General features: G+C 63.8%; 14 protein-coding genes. 7 read left to right on the top strand and 7 right to left on the bottom strand.

Going from position 1 to position 15,772, the window contains the following annotated elements:
- Window positions 1–73 precede the first annotated feature (73 nt).
- From phnD to AB843_RS11490, 7 genes are all read left to right on the top strand, one after another.
- Complete coding sequence (gene phnD, locus AB843_RS11520) at window positions 74–1,078, top strand: phosphate/phosphite/phosphonate ABC transporter substrate-binding protein (RefSeq protein ID WP_048647000.1); 1,005 nt, start codon at window positions 74–76, stop codon at window positions 1,076–1,078.
- 63 nt (window positions 1,079–1,141) lie between these two features.
- Window positions 1,142–1,936: a phosphonate ABC transporter ATP-binding protein gene (phnC, locus tag AB843_RS11515; RefSeq protein ID WP_048646999.1), complete on the top strand. Its 795-nt coding sequence runs from the start codon at window positions 1,142–1,144 to the stop codon at window positions 1,934–1,936.
- On the top strand, window positions 1,933–2,751 hold the full coding sequence (phnE, locus tag AB843_RS11510; protein WP_048646998.1) for a phosphonate ABC transporter, permease protein PhnE: 819 nt from the start codon (window positions 1,933–1,935) through the stop codon (window positions 2,749–2,751). The genes phnC and phnE (AB843_RS11510) overlap by 4 nt, the downstream gene beginning before the upstream one ends.
- Window positions 2,745–3,548, top strand: coding sequence for a phosphonate ABC transporter, permease protein PhnE (phnE, locus tag AB843_RS11505; protein WP_048646997.1), 804 nt, complete (start codon window positions 2,745–2,747; stop codon window positions 3,546–3,548). Before phnE (AB843_RS11510) ends, phnE (AB843_RS11505) begins: the two co-directional genes overlap by 7 nt.
- Window positions 3,549–4,015: 467 nt before the next feature.
- Window positions 4,016–5,050 carry a helix-turn-helix domain-containing protein gene (locus AB843_RS11500; protein WP_048646996.1) on the top strand — a complete coding sequence of 345 codons (1,035 nt, stop codon included), beginning with the start codon at window positions 4,016–4,018 and terminating at the stop codon, window positions 5,048–5,050.
- Window positions 5,051–5,243: 193 nt separating this feature from the next.
- A complete protein-coding gene (locus AB843_RS11495; RefSeq protein WP_087587092.1) occupies window positions 5,244–6,446 on the top strand; it encodes a serine hydrolase domain-containing protein in 1,203 nt (400 codons plus the stop codon).
- Between the two features lie 100 nt (window positions 6,447–6,546).
- Window positions 6,547–7,212, top strand: a complete 666-nt coding sequence (locus AB843_RS11490) for a carbonic anhydrase (protein ID WP_244467957.1) — start codon at window positions 6,547–6,549, stop codon at window positions 7,210–7,212.
- Between the two features lie 49 nt (window positions 7,213–7,261).
- On the opposite strand, the gene AB843_RS11485 is transcribed toward AB843_RS11490, so the two are convergent.
- The 7 genes from AB843_RS11485 to AB843_RS11455 all read right to left on the bottom strand — a co-directional run bounded on the left by AB843_RS11485 (window position 7,262) and on the right by AB843_RS11455 (window position 15,723).
- Window positions 7,262–8,296, bottom strand: a complete 1,035-nt coding sequence (locus AB843_RS11485) for a histone deacetylase family protein (RefSeq protein ID WP_048646993.1) — start codon at window positions 8,294–8,296, stop codon at window positions 7,262–7,264.
- Window positions 8,297–8,305: 9 nt separating this feature from the next.
- The gene (locus AB843_RS11480) at window positions 8,306–9,274 is read right to left on the bottom strand and encodes an NAD(P)-dependent oxidoreductase (protein ID WP_048646992.1); all 969 of its coding nucleotides are present in this window, start codon (window positions 9,272–9,274) and stop codon (window positions 8,306–8,308) included.
- Window positions 9,267–10,568: an ArgE/DapE family deacylase gene (locus AB843_RS11475; RefSeq protein ID WP_048646991.1), complete on the bottom strand. Its 1,302-nt coding sequence runs from the start codon at window positions 10,566–10,568 to the stop codon at window positions 9,267–9,269. The genes AB843_RS11480 and AB843_RS11475 overlap by 8 nt, the downstream gene beginning before the upstream one ends.
- Before the next feature lie 92 nt (window positions 10,569–10,660).
- Window positions 10,661–12,283, bottom strand: coding sequence for an ABC transporter ATP-binding protein (locus AB843_RS11470; RefSeq protein ID WP_048646990.1), 1,623 nt, complete (start codon window positions 12,281–12,283; stop codon window positions 10,661–10,663).
- A gap of 9 nt (window positions 12,284–12,292) precedes the next feature.
- Window positions 12,293–13,132, bottom strand: coding sequence for an ABC transporter permease (locus AB843_RS11465; RefSeq protein WP_048646989.1), 840 nt, complete (start codon window positions 13,130–13,132; stop codon window positions 12,293–12,295).
- Entirely contained in the window at window positions 13,132–14,100 is a 969-nt protein-coding gene (locus AB843_RS11460; RefSeq protein WP_048646988.1) for an ABC transporter permease, read from the bottom strand. Before AB843_RS11460 ends, AB843_RS11465 begins: the two co-directional genes overlap by 1 nt.
- A gap of 75 nt (window positions 14,101–14,175) precedes the next feature.
- Window positions 14,176–15,723 carry an ABC transporter substrate-binding protein gene (locus AB843_RS11455; protein ID WP_048646987.1) on the bottom strand — a complete coding sequence of 516 codons (1,548 nt, stop codon included), beginning with the start codon at window positions 15,721–15,723 and terminating at the stop codon, window positions 14,176–14,178.
- Between the last annotated feature and the right edge of the window lie 49 nt (window positions 15,724–15,772).

The raw sequence follows: 15,772 nt of genomic DNA, 5'->3' as shown, positions 1-15,772 counted from the left end.
TTGGCATATACCGGCTCGATGAGGCGAGCCTTGGGAGGAACCGGGCGCATCGCGCCTGGAGCGGAGGAAAGAAATGACATTCATCACGCCCAACAACCGCCTTGCAGGCGGTGCCGCGGCAGCCCTGTTCGGCCTGACCGCGCTGGCCTTCGGCACGGTCGCCCAAGCCCAGGATTGCCCTGACCGCGGCCAACTCGACGCCATGTATTGCGACGCCGATGGCGACCTGGTGGCGGATACTCCAACCGATCCGGCAAAGCTGCAGGATCCGGGCACGCTGGTCTTTGCCTACACGCCGGTGGAAGACCCGGCGATCTATGCGGATATCTGGGCGCCCTTCATCGAGCACCTGAAGACGGTCACCGGCAAGGACGTGCAGTTCTTCGCCGTGCAGTCGAACTCGGCGGAAGTGGAGGCCATGCGCAGCGGCCGCCTGCACATAGCAGGCTTCTCGACCGGCCCGACGCCTTTCGCCGTCAATCTGGCGGGCGCCGTGCCCTTCGCCATCATGGGTTCGGAGGACGGCCGCTTCGGCTACACGCTGCAGGTCTACACACGCAAGGATTCCGGCATCAACGAGATGGCCGACCTGAAGGGCAAGCGCATCGCCCATACCTCGCCGACCTCGAACTCCGGCAACCTGGCGCCACGCGCGCTGTTCCCCGGTCTCGGCATAACGCCGGAACAGGATTACGAAGTGGCCTATTCGGGCTCGCACGACCAGTCGATGCTGGGCGTGGTGGCCGGCGACTATGACGCTGCACCCGTCGCTTCCGAGGTGGTGGATCGCATGGCCGAGCGCGATCTCTACGATCCGGAAGAGGTAAAGATCATCTGGCAATCCGATCCTTTCCCGACAACGTCATACACCTATGCGCACAATCTCGAACCAGCGCTGGTGGAGAAGATCAAGGAAGCCTTCTTCACCTTTGAGTTCGCGGGAACGGAACTTGGCGAGGAGTTCTCCGGCGTCAGCAAATTCGTGCCCGTGACCTACCAGAAGGACTGGGCGGTGATCCGGGAGATCCAGCAGGCGAACGGCGTCAAGTACACGCCGCAGGACCTCGCCAAGGAGTAAGCCTCCTCAAGTCGGGCGCGGGATGGCTTGGCTCGCGCCCGATCCTCTTTCCGGAGTGACCGAATGTTGAAGATTTCGCAGCTCGTGAAGCGCTATGGCAACGGCGCGCCTGTGCTGAAAGGGCTGGACCTGGAAGTGCCCGGCGAAAGCGTCGTCGCCATCATCGGCGCGTCGGGCGCCGGCAAGAGCACCCTGCTTAGATGCATAAACCGGCTGGTGGAGCCGAGTTCCGGAACGATCGAGCTGAACGGGCTGATGCTGACCGACCTCAAGGGCGCGGGTCTGCGCGCCGCGCGGCGGCGCATCGGCATGATTTTCCAGAGCTTCAACCTGGTCGACCGGCTGACCGTGATGGAGAACGTACAGTCCGGCCGGCTTGGCTACCTGCCCACATGGCGCGCCGTGTTTCGCCGCTATCCCAAGGAGGACATCCGCCGCGCCTATGAGCTTATGGAGCGCGTGGGCATCGCCCACTACGCCAACAAGCGCGCCGACGAACTGTCCGGCGGCGAGCGCCAGCGCGTCGGCGTGGTGCGGGCGCTGATGCAGGAGCCGGAGATCCTGCTGGCCGACGAACCCACCGCCTCGCTCGATCCGAAAACCTCCGAACAGATCATGGAATTGCTGCGCGCCCTGTCGCGCGAGTTCGCGCTGCCCGTGCTCATCAACATCCACAACGTCGCCGAGGCCAAGCTCTACACCGACCGCATCGTCGGCATGCGCTATGGCCGCATCATCTTCGATGCGGAACCCGCTGCGCTCGATACGGCGGCAATGGACGACATCTACGCAGGCGTCCCTGCCGAAGAACGCGGCGAGATGGTGAACGTTACCCCGCTGCGGGCAAAGAACGCATGAGCACCGCGCCCGACAGCCTGCCCGACGGTTTGCCCGACACATGGCGCCGGCCGCCGCTGATCGCCAATCCGCTGCTGCGCTACGGCCTCATGGCAGCGGCTGTCGCCTATTTCATCTGGGCCTGCGTGATGCTGCCGATCGACTGGCAGCGTGTCGCGCAGGGTTTCGCCCGCGCCGCGCGCATCTTCAGCGGTGCCTTTCCGCCGAGCTTCGAGCGCAGCGGCCTGCTGATCGACGGTTTCCTTGAAAGCCTGAAGATCGCCATACTGGCGACGGTCGGCGGGGTGCTCCTGTCGATCCCCATCGCCTTCATGGCCGCCAAGAACCTGGCGCCGATGCCGATCTACCTGCTCGGCCGTGCGCTGATCGTCGTCGCGCGCAGCTTCCACCCCGTCATCGTCGCCATCATCTTCGTCAAGGCGGTGGGCTTCGGCCCGCTCGCCGGCGTGCTGACGCTGATCGTCTATTCCATCGGCTTCGTCGCCAAGATGCTGGCGGAGAAGATCGAGGAGATCGACTGGGGCCAGGTGGAGGCGATGCGCTCGGTGGGCGCCGGCTATTTTTCGACACTGATCTATGGCGTCTTTCCGCAGATCATGCCGCGGCAGATCGGCCTCAGCATCTATCAGCTCGACAGCAATCTGCGCGCTTCCGCCGTGGTCGGCATCGTCGGGGCCGGCGGCATCGGCTCGACGCTCGCCAACGCCTTCGGCCGCTACGATTACGATTTCGCGCTGGCCATCACCATCGTCATCGTCGCCGTCATCCTCTTCAGCGAGGCGGTCAGCGGTCAGATCAGGAAACGAATATGGTAAGCATGGACCCGACGCCTCAGGAGTGGGCCCGCTACACGCCGCGCGAGCGTATGCTGCGCTTCGCCGTCTTCCTCTTCACCGCGCTCGCCATTGTCTGGTCGCTCACCAGCATCGATGTCATCTGGGCCTGGGTGTTCGACGCCCCGCAGCAAATGGCGGACCTGTTCGGCCGAATGGTGCCGCCCGATGCGCGCAACCTGCCGAGCATTCTCTCGGTGCTTCTGGAAACCGTCAACATCGCCACCATCGCCACGGCGATCGCCGTCGTGGTGTCGCTGCCGGTCGCCTATATCGCCGCCCAGAACACGACGCCCAATGCCGCCACGCTGTGGCTCGGCCGTTTCATCCTGGTTTCCAGTCGCTCGGTCAACACGATCATCTGGGCGCTGCTGTTCGTGGCGATTTTTGGCCCCGGCATCATTGCCGGCATCGTCGCCATCATGTTCCGCTCCATCGGCTTCATCGGCAAATTGCTCGGCGAGGCGATCGAGGAGATCGACAAGCGTCCGGTCGAGGCGCTGGAGGCGACCGGGGCCTCGCGCTTCAAGGTCATCGTCTATGCCATCGTGCCGCAAGTCATGCCCACCTTCTGGGCCGTCGCCATCCTGCGCTGGGACATCAATTTGCGCGAATCGACCGTGCTTGGCCTGGTCGGCGCGGGCGGCATCGGCATCATCCTGCAAAGCGCCATCGACACCTTCAACTGGCAGGAGGCTGCGACGGTGCTTCTGAGCATCCTCGCTCTGGTCGTGCTCGGCGAGGTGGTCTCGGCCTGGCTGCGCAAGCGCGTCATCTGATATCAGCTCCGTGCCGCTGGCATCGAGGGGATCCGCTCCCTCTCGACATCACAATCCGAAGTGCCGGACGGGAGGTAGATTTCCGACCTCAGCCGGGCCAATCACGCGTCTCCGCGCGCAGCGTGCGATCGATCGCGAGAGGAACCACGCTCGGCGACGGCAGCAAGCACTGGGGTATCTGAGCCACGCGGTGATTGAGGAGCAAGCGACGCTGGAGCATTTCCGTTTTTCTCCGAGTCACAGAAATGCTCCATCTCAGTGTCTTTGCGCAATTCCGGACGGAAAACCGGTTCCCACTTTTCGGGGAATTACTTTAGCTCCTCAATCGCATGTCGGAAAAATCGGCAACAGGCCAGAGTGCCATCCCGCAGGATCCGAACCAGAGACGGAGCCTCGACAGGCTCACGCCAAACGAATTTGCACCTCGGCCCCAAACAGGGGTAGGTTCATGCCGCAGTTGAGGAAGCATGACTTCGACCGCGCAAACTAGGGGCTTGATCTCAATCGGCGACGTATCCCATGCGGACCGGAAAACGGCAGCCGATGGCAATGGCCTGCGGTCGGCGGCGATCGAGGACGCTGCCGTTCAAGCCTCGATGCAACCCTGGATTGGCATGGAGTGCTATCAGCTTAGCCGCGGCAGATGGTTGGCCCATATGGACAGCCTGGATCTGGGAAGCCAGCAGGTCGTTCGGGAACGCCAGGACGCTGCAGTGCAAAAGCTTGGCATCACGCCGACCAATTTGTGCACAATCTCCTATTGCACACCGGACCCGGCATTCCGCTTTTCAGAGCATTCCGCCGAGGACGCTGGCACAATCTTCTTCATGCCGGAAAACACTGCGTTCGACCTATACGTCCCTGCCGGCACGCAAACTGCCTATATCAGTTTTAGCGAGGAGGAGTTCATTCGCGGTGCCCAGGCACTCAGCCCAAAGGCATGGGATCGGCCCCCACGAAAGGTTGTGCAGTTCAGCACCACCCGAAAGAACGACCTAAGCCTGGCCCTCGACCTGTGGCTGAGGTCCGCCAATGCCGCAGTCATGCGGGGGGAAAGTGTGGATCCAGGCGTCTTGCGCAGCATTATTCTGCAGACCTCACTGCGGACCGCAAGCGCCACCACACAGGACGACGCGAAGCCGCTGTCGCGTGCGGCCCGGTCACGCGCTTTGCGTACCTGCAGAATGGCGCGGAGTTATGTCGAAGCGCGTTTCGCTGAGCACAAGGTGCCCACAATCGTCGATATCTGCGTGTCGATAGGCGTCTGCGAACGGACACTGCAATATGCTTTCCACGAATATGTCGGCATGTCCCCGCTTGCCTATCTTCGTCTTTGCCGGTTGAATCGCGCACGCTCCGCGCTGCGCGCCGCAGACGCGAAAAGCACCACGGTTACGCGGATCGCCATGCAATTCGGCTTCCTGCACCTTGGCCGCTTCGCCGGCGAGTACAAGCAGGTTTTTGAAGAGACCCCGACGGCGACACTCGCTCGATGCGCCTGACGCTCGATTTTGCAGACAGCGTCACTTTTGCGGATATCGGATAGCCGCTCACCATTTCCTTCTCTAGCGTCCCCTCAAAGCTTGGCGCGCGGCGCAGGATTCAGCGAATGCGACTTCGCCTCGAATTGCTCCACGACGCAAGCAAACCCGGATTCCTGCCTGGCGGAAGAAACGAAGTGGTGCGCGTGAGAAAATGACGAAGGTGAGAGCCGACACAAATCGCCTCGCATTTTCCATGCAGGTGCTGATTGGCGCACTCGGTTCTGGGTTGTTGCTTGCATCGGCGTCAGCCGAGGAAACGGGTCTGGAAAGCTACCTCGATGCGGTTCGGATCGAATATGGCCTGCCGGCGCTGGCCGCCGCCCTGGTGAAGGACGGCGTCGTGGTTTCAGCGGCAGCCACCGGCACGCGTGTCCATGACAGGGACATGCCTGTCACCATCAGCGACCGCTTCCACATTGGCTCGAACACAAAATCCATGACCGCGACCCTTGCCGGTATGCTGGTCGAGGAGAGAAAGCTGCGCTGGGACTCCCGGGTCGGCGAGGTGCTTGGCGACGACGTCGAGGACATGAGCCAGAGCCTGGCCAATGCCACGCTGGAACAGCTCCTGTCGCACTCCAGCGGCATCCCCGGCGACACCGACGAGCTGATCGAACTCTATTTCAGCAACGCAGCTTTTGACGACAATCCGATCGAGCAGCGGCTTCATGCCCTCGATGCGTGGAAACACCACGAACTTGTCATACCGGACGGCTCGCCGTTCCAGTACTCGAACTTCGGCTACATGATCGCCGGAATGATGCTCGAGAAAGCCAGCGGCACGCCCTGGGAACAGATGATGCATGAGCGCATCTTCGCCCCCCTGGGGATGGAAAGCGCCGGGCTCGGCCCTCAGGCGACCTATGGATTGATCGATGCGGCACTGGGACATCGGGTTGCGCCGGACGGTTCGGTAACAGCCATGCTGTGGGGTCCGGCAGCAGATATCCCGCCCGTCATGGCACCGGCCGGCAATGCCCATATGTCCATTCTGGATTATGCCGAATGGGCCGGTTGGAACGCCGGGAAAGCAACACGAGGGCCGCGACTGGTCGAGCCCGAAACGCTGCAGCGGATTCAGGCTGTCCACGTTCAGACCCCGCTGCGCGAAAATCCACCGCCAGGCACCCCCGGCACCGGTGGCTATGGTCTGGGCTGGAGCAGCGTTGCGTTTGACTGGGCAGGCAAACCATTGCTCACCCACAACGGATCCAATTCGATGAACCTGGCCAGAATCGTGGTCGACACGGAGCGGGATCTCGCCATCGTCGTGACGACGAACTTCCCCGGCGCGGCTGCCAACAGAGCAGCCGGCATGGTCATCGAACATCTCTATGCCAGCCACGCGGACTAGACACGGCCGCCGGCCCGGAACCCATCGATCCAACCACTCACAAGGAGGCAAGAACATGTGCCGGAACTGCACTACGAAGACTGTCAACCGCCGGGCATTGATGGCAGGCGGACTGGCGCTATCCCTGACCGCCCCGTTTGTCTCGCGGGCGCTCGCCGAGGATATCGGCGCAGCCGCGCCTGTTTCCCCACAGGAGGCACTTCAGCGGCTGATGGATGGCAATGCCCGCTATGTGGCCAACGCCGCGATCGATACAGACCACTCCGCGGCGCGGGCCAGTCGGGCGCAGGGGCAGCAGCCCTTCGCTGCGGTCGTAAGTTGTTCGGACTCTCGCGTTGCGCCGGAGTTGATCTTCGATCAGGGCCCCGGTGCGCTGTTTGTCGTCCGGGTGGCCGGCAACTTCATCAACGAGGAAGGACTTGCCAGCCTTGAATACGGCGTGGCGGTGCTGGGCATCAAGACCATCGTGGTCCTCGGACACACCGCGTGCGGCGCCATCGGCGCCACGATTAGCTCGATTGCCGACAACACCCTGCCCCCCGGCCACCTGCCGAGCCTGGTCAATGCCATCCGCCCGGCCGTCTATGACGTGATGGCCAGCAAGCCGACTGACTTGCTGGCCGCCGCTACGGCACAGAACGCCAGGCTCAACGCGGAACGGGCACAGTCTGAAGGGCCAATATTGTCGGAGGCCCATGCCGCCGGCAAGCTCAGCTCGGTGGCCGGCATATACGAGATCGCCACCGGCAAGGTTGTGCTTCTCTAGAGGATTTTGCAGTCAGGCGGAATCACCTGACTGCAAGAATGCTCCAGGGCTATTCAGACGGCGCCAGCGCGTCACGGCTGGCCGTCAGGAATGTCTCCGCGTTCCTGGCCAGCGACGGGCCGAGATAGCCGCCTTCCTGGATGAGCGCGGTGGGCAGGCCGAGCGCGGCGATCTCGCGGGCCATGGTCGCAAAACCGTCACCGGTCAGCTTGACCTCGGAAAGCGGGTCGTCCGCCGCCATGTCGAAGCCCAGCGAGACGACAAGCGCCTCGACGCCGAAGGCCGTGAGCGCGGCAAGCCCCTGGCGAAACCGGGCGAGGATCGTTTCCGTATCGGCTCCGGGCTTCAGGCAGAGATTGAGCGTCGCGCCCTCCCCCGCGCCTTCGCCGCGCTCATCCTCATATCCCAGATAATAGGTCGGATAGAGGTCGGGATCGGTGTGGAGCGAGCAGACGAACACGTCGCCGCGGTCATAGAAGATGTCGAGCGTGCCGTTGCCGGTGTGGGTGTCGATGTCGAGCACGGCCACCTTGCCGAAACGGGACCGCAGGCTCTGGGCGGCGATGGCTGCATTGTTGAACAGGCAGAAGCCGTTGGAAGCGTTGGAGAGCGCATGATGCCCCGGCGGGCGGCACAGGCCGTAGACCATGCGGGCGCCTTCCTTCACCCGCTCGGCGGTTTCGAGCGCGGTCTGCGCCGACCAGTAGACGGCCTTCCAGGTGCCCTCCGTCAGCGGCACCGACGTGTCGGTCGCCCACCAGCCGAGTTGGCCGAAGACGGACGACGGCGGGCGGCCGCGGCGCGGACCGGGATGGCAGTTCGGGATCGGCTCCTGGCCGGGCGCCTCGGCGCGCCAGCGCTGATAGGCGTCCTTCCAGAAATCCACATAGTCGGGATCGTGGACCGCCTTGATCGGCTCCTCGCCGAAATCGCGCGGGGTCTCGATGGGGAAACCGTTGCGCATCAGCATGTCGCGAATGAGGATCGCGCGCTCCGCCTGTTCGGGATGCGGCATGTATGCGCCGCGCCGGAAATAGCGCTCCGGTGTGTGCAGCAATTGGCGTTCGTCGAAAATGGCTTTCATCGTCGTCCTTCAATATCCATCGGCTCTGTCGACCACGGTTTCCGGTATCCGTCCCGCCGCCATGTCCTGGACCGCGCGGGCAAGCTGCCTTGCCATCAGGCGCGGAGAGCAATCGCTTGCCTGGTGGGGCGTGACGAGAACGCGGTCGTCCGCCCAGAAGGGGTGTTCCGGCGGCAGCGGCTCGATGTCGAACACGTCGAGCGAGGCGCTGGCAATGCGCCCGCTGTCGAGCGCTTTCAGAAGCGCATCCTCGATCAGATGTTCGCCGCGCCCGAGCTGGATCAGCGCAGAACCCTTGGGCATGCGGTTGAAGAAGTCGAGATCGAGCAGGCCGCGCGTTGCCGGCGTCAGCGGCAGCACATTGATGAGAATGGAGGCCTGCTCGGCGACCCGCTCCGCCGCCCCCTTCCCGCTTTCGAAAGCAATGCCGGGCATGGCATTGTCGCCAGGATGATGGCGCACGGCGGCGATCACGGGAAAGCCCATCGCCCTCACGGCACGGGCGATGGCGCGCCCCATCAGGCCGAAACCGAGAATGCCGACCGGGGTTTCGCGCGGCGGCCTGAGATCGGCGGAGACGAGCCGCGCCCATTCGTGCTTCGCCTCATGCACGATGTGGTGGCGCATGTTCCGGTGATGCCACACCACATGCCATGCGGCGAAGCCGGCCATGACGTCGCCCTGGTTTTCGTCGCGCACGCGGGTGACCAGCGCGTCGCCGGGCAGGCTCGGGCAGTTGATGATGCTGTCGACGCCGGCGGCGATGGAACTTGCCAGGCGCAGATTGGGATAGGGCTTGAAGGCGTCGTCCGCCGGACGCCAGCAAAGCGCGAAGCGGATGGCTTCGGGATCCTCGATCTGATGCGGATGGCGCAGCCGGATCGTCTCGGCATGGGGAGCCAGCGCATCGGCGAAAAGCTCCTGGAGATCGAGAGCGGTGCTGAGAAAGACGCCTTCGATCACGCCCCGCTCAGCCATCGATGTCGCCCGCGTCGATCGGCTCGACGCCGCACCAGTCGGCGATGAAAAGCGCAATCGCTCCCGTCACGCGCTTGATGGACGACAGGCTGACGCGCTCGTCGAAGCCATGGATGTTTTCCGTGATCGGTCCGTAGACGAGGCACGGCATGCCGGCATAGATGACGAAGACGCGCGCATCCAGATAGCCCGGCGTGACAAAGCTTTGCAATTCGCTGGAAGTCGCCTTGCGGTGCGCTTCGGCGAGCGCCTGTTCGGCAGCACTCCCCTCCTCCAGCACGTAGCCGCGGGCGAAGAAGCCGTTCCAGGTCACGTCCGGCGGGCGATTGCCGAGGAAGGGATCGTCGGCCAGCTCGCGCGCCAGATGCGCCTCGATCTCGGCCGCGCGCACTTTCGGGTCGTCGCCCGGATAGATGGCGATGCGGCAGGAAAGCCTGCACCAAGCGGCGACGGTCGAAGCCCAGTCGCCACCCTCGATCTTGCCGACATTGAAATTGATCGGATGGTCCAGCTCCTCGAAATAGGGATGGTTCGCCTTCTCGGCGTTCCACTCCTCGGCCATCCGCTTGAGGCTCTCGATGACACGGAAGCTCGCCTCGATGGCGTTCGCGCCGGTGCCGGCCTCGCGCACGTGCACGGGATGCCCCGACACGTTCACCTCGAACCACAGCACGCCGCAATTGGCGCGCACCAGCATCTCGTCCTCCGGCTCGGGGATGATCGCCGCATCCGCCGTGTAGCCTTCGATCAGGCAGGCCAGCGCGCCATTGCCGGTGCACTCCTCCTCCACCACGCTCTGCACATGCACTTTGGCGGCCGGCTGCAGCCCGATGCGCCGCAGGGCATCGAGCGCAAAGACGTTCGCGGCGATGCCCGCCTTCATGTCGCCGCCGCCGCGGCCATAGAGCCAGTCGCCCTCGCGCTTGGGCTCGTAGGGCGGCGAGACCTCCCACATGTCGTGCGGCCCCTCGGGCACCACGTCCATGTGGCCGTTGAGGATCAGCGAGCGGCCCGTGGCCTTGCGCGGCTCATGGGTGGCGACGACGTTGACGGCATCGGCGTAGTCGACGGCGACCGGCGAGAAGCCGGGATGATCCTTGATCTTGTCCTCGTCGATGTGAAAGGTCTCGACCGCATAGCCGCGTGCTTCCAGCGCCTTGTGGACGAATTCCTGCGCCGGCTTCTCCTTGCCGCGCAGCGACGGGAAGCGGATCAGGTCTTCCGTGAAGGCGATCTGTTCTTCAAAGCCGGCTTCGACCGCCGCGAGGATCTTTCGTGCGAGTTGTTCGTCCACTTGATGCGTCCTTGCGATCCAATGTGTTGAAGTCCAGGGGCGAGGGAAAAGATGCGCGCCACGTTGCCGGAGCAACGCATCGCGTTCATCTGCTACCCCGCCGCCGCCAGTTCCTTCTCGCGGCCGGGAATGGCCTCGATCAGGGTGCGGGCGTAGCCGCTCTGCGGATTGTTGAAGATCGCGTGCGCCGGCCCCGTCTCGACCACCTTGCCATTCTGCATGACGGCGATGCGGTCGCAGATCTGAGCGGCGACGCGCAGGTCATGGGTGATGAAGATCAGCGCCAGGTTGAGCCGTTCCTTGAGGTCCGCCAGGAGGTCGAGCACCTGCGCCTGGATCGACACGTCGAGCGCCGACACCGCCTCGTCGGCGATGATGACGCGCGGCTCCAGCGCCAGCGCGCGGGCGATGCCGATGCGCTGCCGCTGGCCGCCCGAGAACTCGTGCGGGTAGCGGTCGATGGCGAGCGCATCCAGATCCACCATTTCGAGCAGCTTCACCGCACGGCCATAGGCCTCCGTCTTCGAGACGCCATGCGCCATCGGCCCCTCGGCGATGATGCGGCCCACCTTGGAACGCGGGTTCAGCGATGCGTAAGGGTCCTGGAAGATCATCTGGATCGACTTTCGCGCCTCGCGCAGCGCCGCGCCCGAAAGCTGCGCCATGTCGTGGCCGGCGAGCCTCACCGTGCCGGAATCAGGCTGCATGAGCCGCACCAGGCAGCGTCCGACACTGGATTTGCCGGAGCCGGATTCGCCGACGATGCCCAGCGTTTCGCCCTCGGCGAGCGTCAGGTTCACATTGTTGACCGCGTGCACGATGCGCGGCTTGGAAAAGAGCAGGCTGCCGCCGGTGACATAGGTCTTGTTCAATCCCTCCACTTCGAGGATCGGCGTCTTGCCCGCTGCCGCCGCGCCGGCTTCGGCCGCGAGCTTCGGGATGGCCGCGATGAGTTTGCGCGTGTATTCGTGCTGCGGATTGTCGAGCACGTCGTCGGCCGTGCCCGCCTCGACGATCTTGCCGTATTGCATCACGGCAACGCGGTCGGCGATCTCCGCGACGACGCCGAAATCATGAGTGATGAACATCACCGCCATGCCGCGCTCTTCCTGCAGATTGCGGATCAGCTCGAGGATCTGCGCCTGTGTCGTCACATCGAGCGCGGTGGTCGGTTCATCGGCGATCAGGATGCTGGGTTCGAGCGCCAGAGCCATGGCGATCATCACGCGCTGGCGCTGGCCGCCGGAAAGCTGGAAGGGATAGGCGCGCGCCGCCTTTTCCGGATCGGGAATGCCCACTTCGGTCATAAGTTCGATGGCGCGTTTGGCGCGGTCTCTCGGCGTGAGCAGATTGTGCGCTTCGAAGACTTCGGCAATCTGGTCTTCCACCCGCATCAGCGGGTTGAGCGCCGACATGGGCTCCTGGAAGATCATCGCAACTTTCTTGCCGCGCAGCTTCATCATCTGGGCTTCGGAGAGTTTCAGCACGTCGGTACCCTCGAAGATGATCTCCCCGCCGACCGGACGCACCAGGTCGGGCAGCAGGCCCATCGCGGCGTTGGCCGACATGGACTTGCCGGACCCCGATTCACCGACAATGCAGAGGATTTCGCCTGGATAGAGATCGAAGCTGACATCGTTGACGGCGAAATCGCGGTCGGCGCCTTCCGGAAGCGCAACCTTCAGGTTCCGGATGCTGAGTACGGGATCGGTCATCGCGCCCTCCTATTTGCCGCGCCGCGCCAGGCGCGGGTTGAGCGCGTCGTTGAGACCTTCGCCAATCAGGTTGAGCGCCAGGACCGTGAGCAGGATGGCGACGCCGGGGAAGAAGGACAGCCACCACGCCTGGCGGATGACGGTGCGCGCCGCGCCGATCATATAGCCCCATGACATCATGTTGGGGTCGCCCAGCCCGAGGAAGGACAGGGACGATTCCAGAAGGATCGCCGTCGCGACCATGAGGGAGGCGAGCACGATGATGGGGGAGATCGTGTTGGGCAGGACCTGGCGCAGGATGATCGTCAGGCTGGTCTGCCCCGACAGGATCGCCGCTTCCACATATTCGCGCGAGCGCAGCGACAGCACCTCGCCGCGCACCAGGCGCGCCACCGGCGGCCAGCTTACGATGGCGATGGCGGCGATGATCGACTGGATCGACGGCTCGAAGATGGCCACCAGGACGATGGCGAGCGCGAAGCTCGGTACGGTCTGGAAGAACTCGGTGAAACGCATCAGGGCGTCGTCCATCCAGCCGCCGAAATAGCCGGCGAGCGCGCCGATGGGAATGCCGATCAAAAGGGCTGCCACCGTCGAAACGAGGCCGACCAGAAGCGAGACCTGCGCGCCATAGGCCAGGCCCGAGATCACGTCGCGGCCGAGCGCGTCCGTACCCAGCGGATACTGATCCATGGAGAAGGGCGCCAGGAACGGCCGCTGCACCATTCGCCATGGCGATTGCGGAAACAGGAGCGGCGCCAGGACCGCCACGAGGATGACGATGACCAGAAGCGCAAGGCCGATCACGGCGCCACGGTTGCGGGAGAAACGGTTCCAGAAATCAGCCATCACGCCACCCGGATTCTGGGGTCAACGAACCGATAGAGAATGTCGGTGATGAGGTTGAACAGAAGCACCATGGCGGAGGAGACGAAGAACACGCCGAGCAGCAGATTGTAGTCGCGCTGGGCGAGCGCCTCGAACATCAGCCGGCCGATGCCGGGCCAGGCGAAGACCGTTTCCGTCAACACCGCGCCGCCGACGAGCTGGCCGGCCTGAAGACCGGCGAGCGTGACGACCGGCAACATGGCGTTGCGGAAGATGTGACGGCGCTGGATGATCGAGGGTTTGAGGCCCTTGGCGCGCGCCGTCTTGACGAAATCGAGCTGGCTGACCTCGAGCATGGAAGCGCGCGTCATGCGCATATACACCGCCATGAAGAACAGGCCGAGCGTGGTGGCCGGCAGGATCAGGTGCTGACCGATGTCGAGCACGCGGCGCAAGCCGGTGTAATTCGCACCCACCGTCTCGTAGCCGAAGCCCGGCAGCCAGTTGAAATAGACGGAGAACAGCAGCACCGCCATAAGCGCCGCCCAGTAGAGCGGCGTGGCGTAGAAGAGCAGCGCCAATGTGGAAATCGCCGTATCGGACCACTTGCCGACGCGGGCCGAGGCCAGGACGCCCGCCACGGTGCCGAGCAGCAGCGAGATGACGAAGGCCGTCATCGTCAGAAGCAGCGTCGCCGGCAATCGACTAAAGATGAGGTCCGCGACGGGCATCTGCTGGCGGTAGGAATAGCCGAGGTCGAGCTGCAGCACGCCTTTCAGGTAGATGGCAAGCTGGGTCAGAAGCGGTTTGTCGAGGCCGAACTGTTCGCGCAATTGGGCGATGAACTTGGCGTCGGCGGCGCCCGCCTCGCCCGCCATGACGGCAGCCGGATCGCCGGGAGCGGCATGGATCAGGAAGAAGTTGAGCGTCAGTATGGCGACTAGGATGATCGCCGCCTTGCCCAGGCGCATGAGTATGAAGCGTAACATCGAGCCCCTGCAGGATCAGAACCAAAGCAGGGATGCGCAGGCCATCTGCCCGCGCATCCGGATCAGGCCGGCGGCCTATTTTTCGATATAGGCGTCCTTGAAGCCGTCGTTGACGCCGATGGCCGTGGTGACGAGGTCCTTCACGTTGCAGCGATAGATCGTCGGGAAGCCGAGTTCCAGCAGCCACGCGGCCGGGACGTCCTCCACCAGCGTCTGCTGCACTTGCGTGTAGAGTGCCTGGCGTTCCTCGGCCGTCACGGCCACTGCCGCCTTGGCGAAGAGATCGTCGACCTCCTTGTTGTCGTAACCCTCCACATTGTTCCACTGCGAGCCCTTGGCGATGTTGGTGGAAATGTAGTTGCGGGCGACGCCGAGCGCCGGATCACCGTACTGGTAGAGATAGGTGAAGGCCATGTCGTAGTCCCATTCGGCCAGCTTCTGGTTCCAGCCGGCCACATCGGTGGAGACGATCTCGACATTGATCCCGACCTCGTCGAGATTCTGCTTCACGGCCTCGGCCCAGCGCTGCCAGGTCTCGCCATAGGGCAGCGGCAGCAGGCGTACGGTCTCGCCGTCATAGCCCATCTCCGCGAGCAGCGCCTTCGCCTTCTCCGGATCGTGGTCGTATGCCGTCACGTCATCGGTGAAGAAACGGGTCGAGGAGGAAACGGGGCCGGCCGCGACTTTGCCAAGCCCGTTCCAGAGTGCGTCACGGGCGAAGTTCCGGTCCATGGCGTACATGACCGCCTGGCGGAAGCGCTTGTCGGCGGTCGGTCCTTCGCGGTTGTTGAGCCACATCCAGGAGTGCGGGCCGAAATATTCCCAGCCCTTGTCGGTGACGCAGGTGTTGTCCATGTCGGCGATGCGCTGCACGTCGAAATTCTCGACCGAACCGCCGGGCAGAACGTCCACCACGCCGGTTTCATAGGCGACGGCGCGCGAGGCTGCGTCCGGGATGACGTGCCAATAGATCTCGTCGAGATACGGCTTGCCTTCCTCGTAATAGTCCGCGTTCTTGGTGAGCAGGATGTGCGAGCCCTTCACCCACTCCGTGAACTTGAATGGACCGGTGCCGATCGGCGTGTTGTTGGCCGGGTTGTTCTTGTAGTCCGTGCCTTCGTAGATGTGCTTGGGCACCATGGGCATGGTGCCGGCCTCGAAAATGCCGAGGAAGGGGCCGAAAGGCCCTTTCAGCTTGAAGACCACGGTGGTGTCGTCGGGCGCGGTGATCGATTCCACATGTTCGAGCGAGGTGCGCAGGCGCGGGTGGGTCTCGCGCAGGAAGACATCGGCCGAGAACACGACATCGGCCGCCGTGAACGGTTCGCCATCGTGCCATTTGACGTTGTCGTGCAGCTTGAACGTATAGGTGAGGCCGTCCTCTGACACCTCCCAGGACTTGGCAAGCTGCGGCATGGGTTGCAGTTCTTCGTCGTAGCGCAGCAGGCTTTCATAGATCTGGCCTGCGACCATCTGGGTCGGGCCGTTCTGCACCAGGCCCATCATCAGGCTTGGCGGTTCGGGCTGGATCACCACATTGGCACGGCCGCCCATGACGGGTTCTGCGTGCAGCGCTGTCGAGACCAGGAGGGCCGCGGCGAGTGTTGTCAGTCGTTTCAGCATGGCTTTCGTTCCCCTTTTTTGCTGGCCGGCGAGAGGCCGTTCTCCTTTG

It is taken from the genome of Nitratireductor soli (genome assembly GCF_001050155.1).
Lineage (GTDB): Bacteria > Pseudomonadota > Alphaproteobacteria > Rhizobiales > Rhizobiaceae > Nitratireductor > Nitratireductor soli.
Note: the sequence above shows the minus strand (reverse complement) of the source record. Positions and strands in the feature narration are given on the sequence as shown.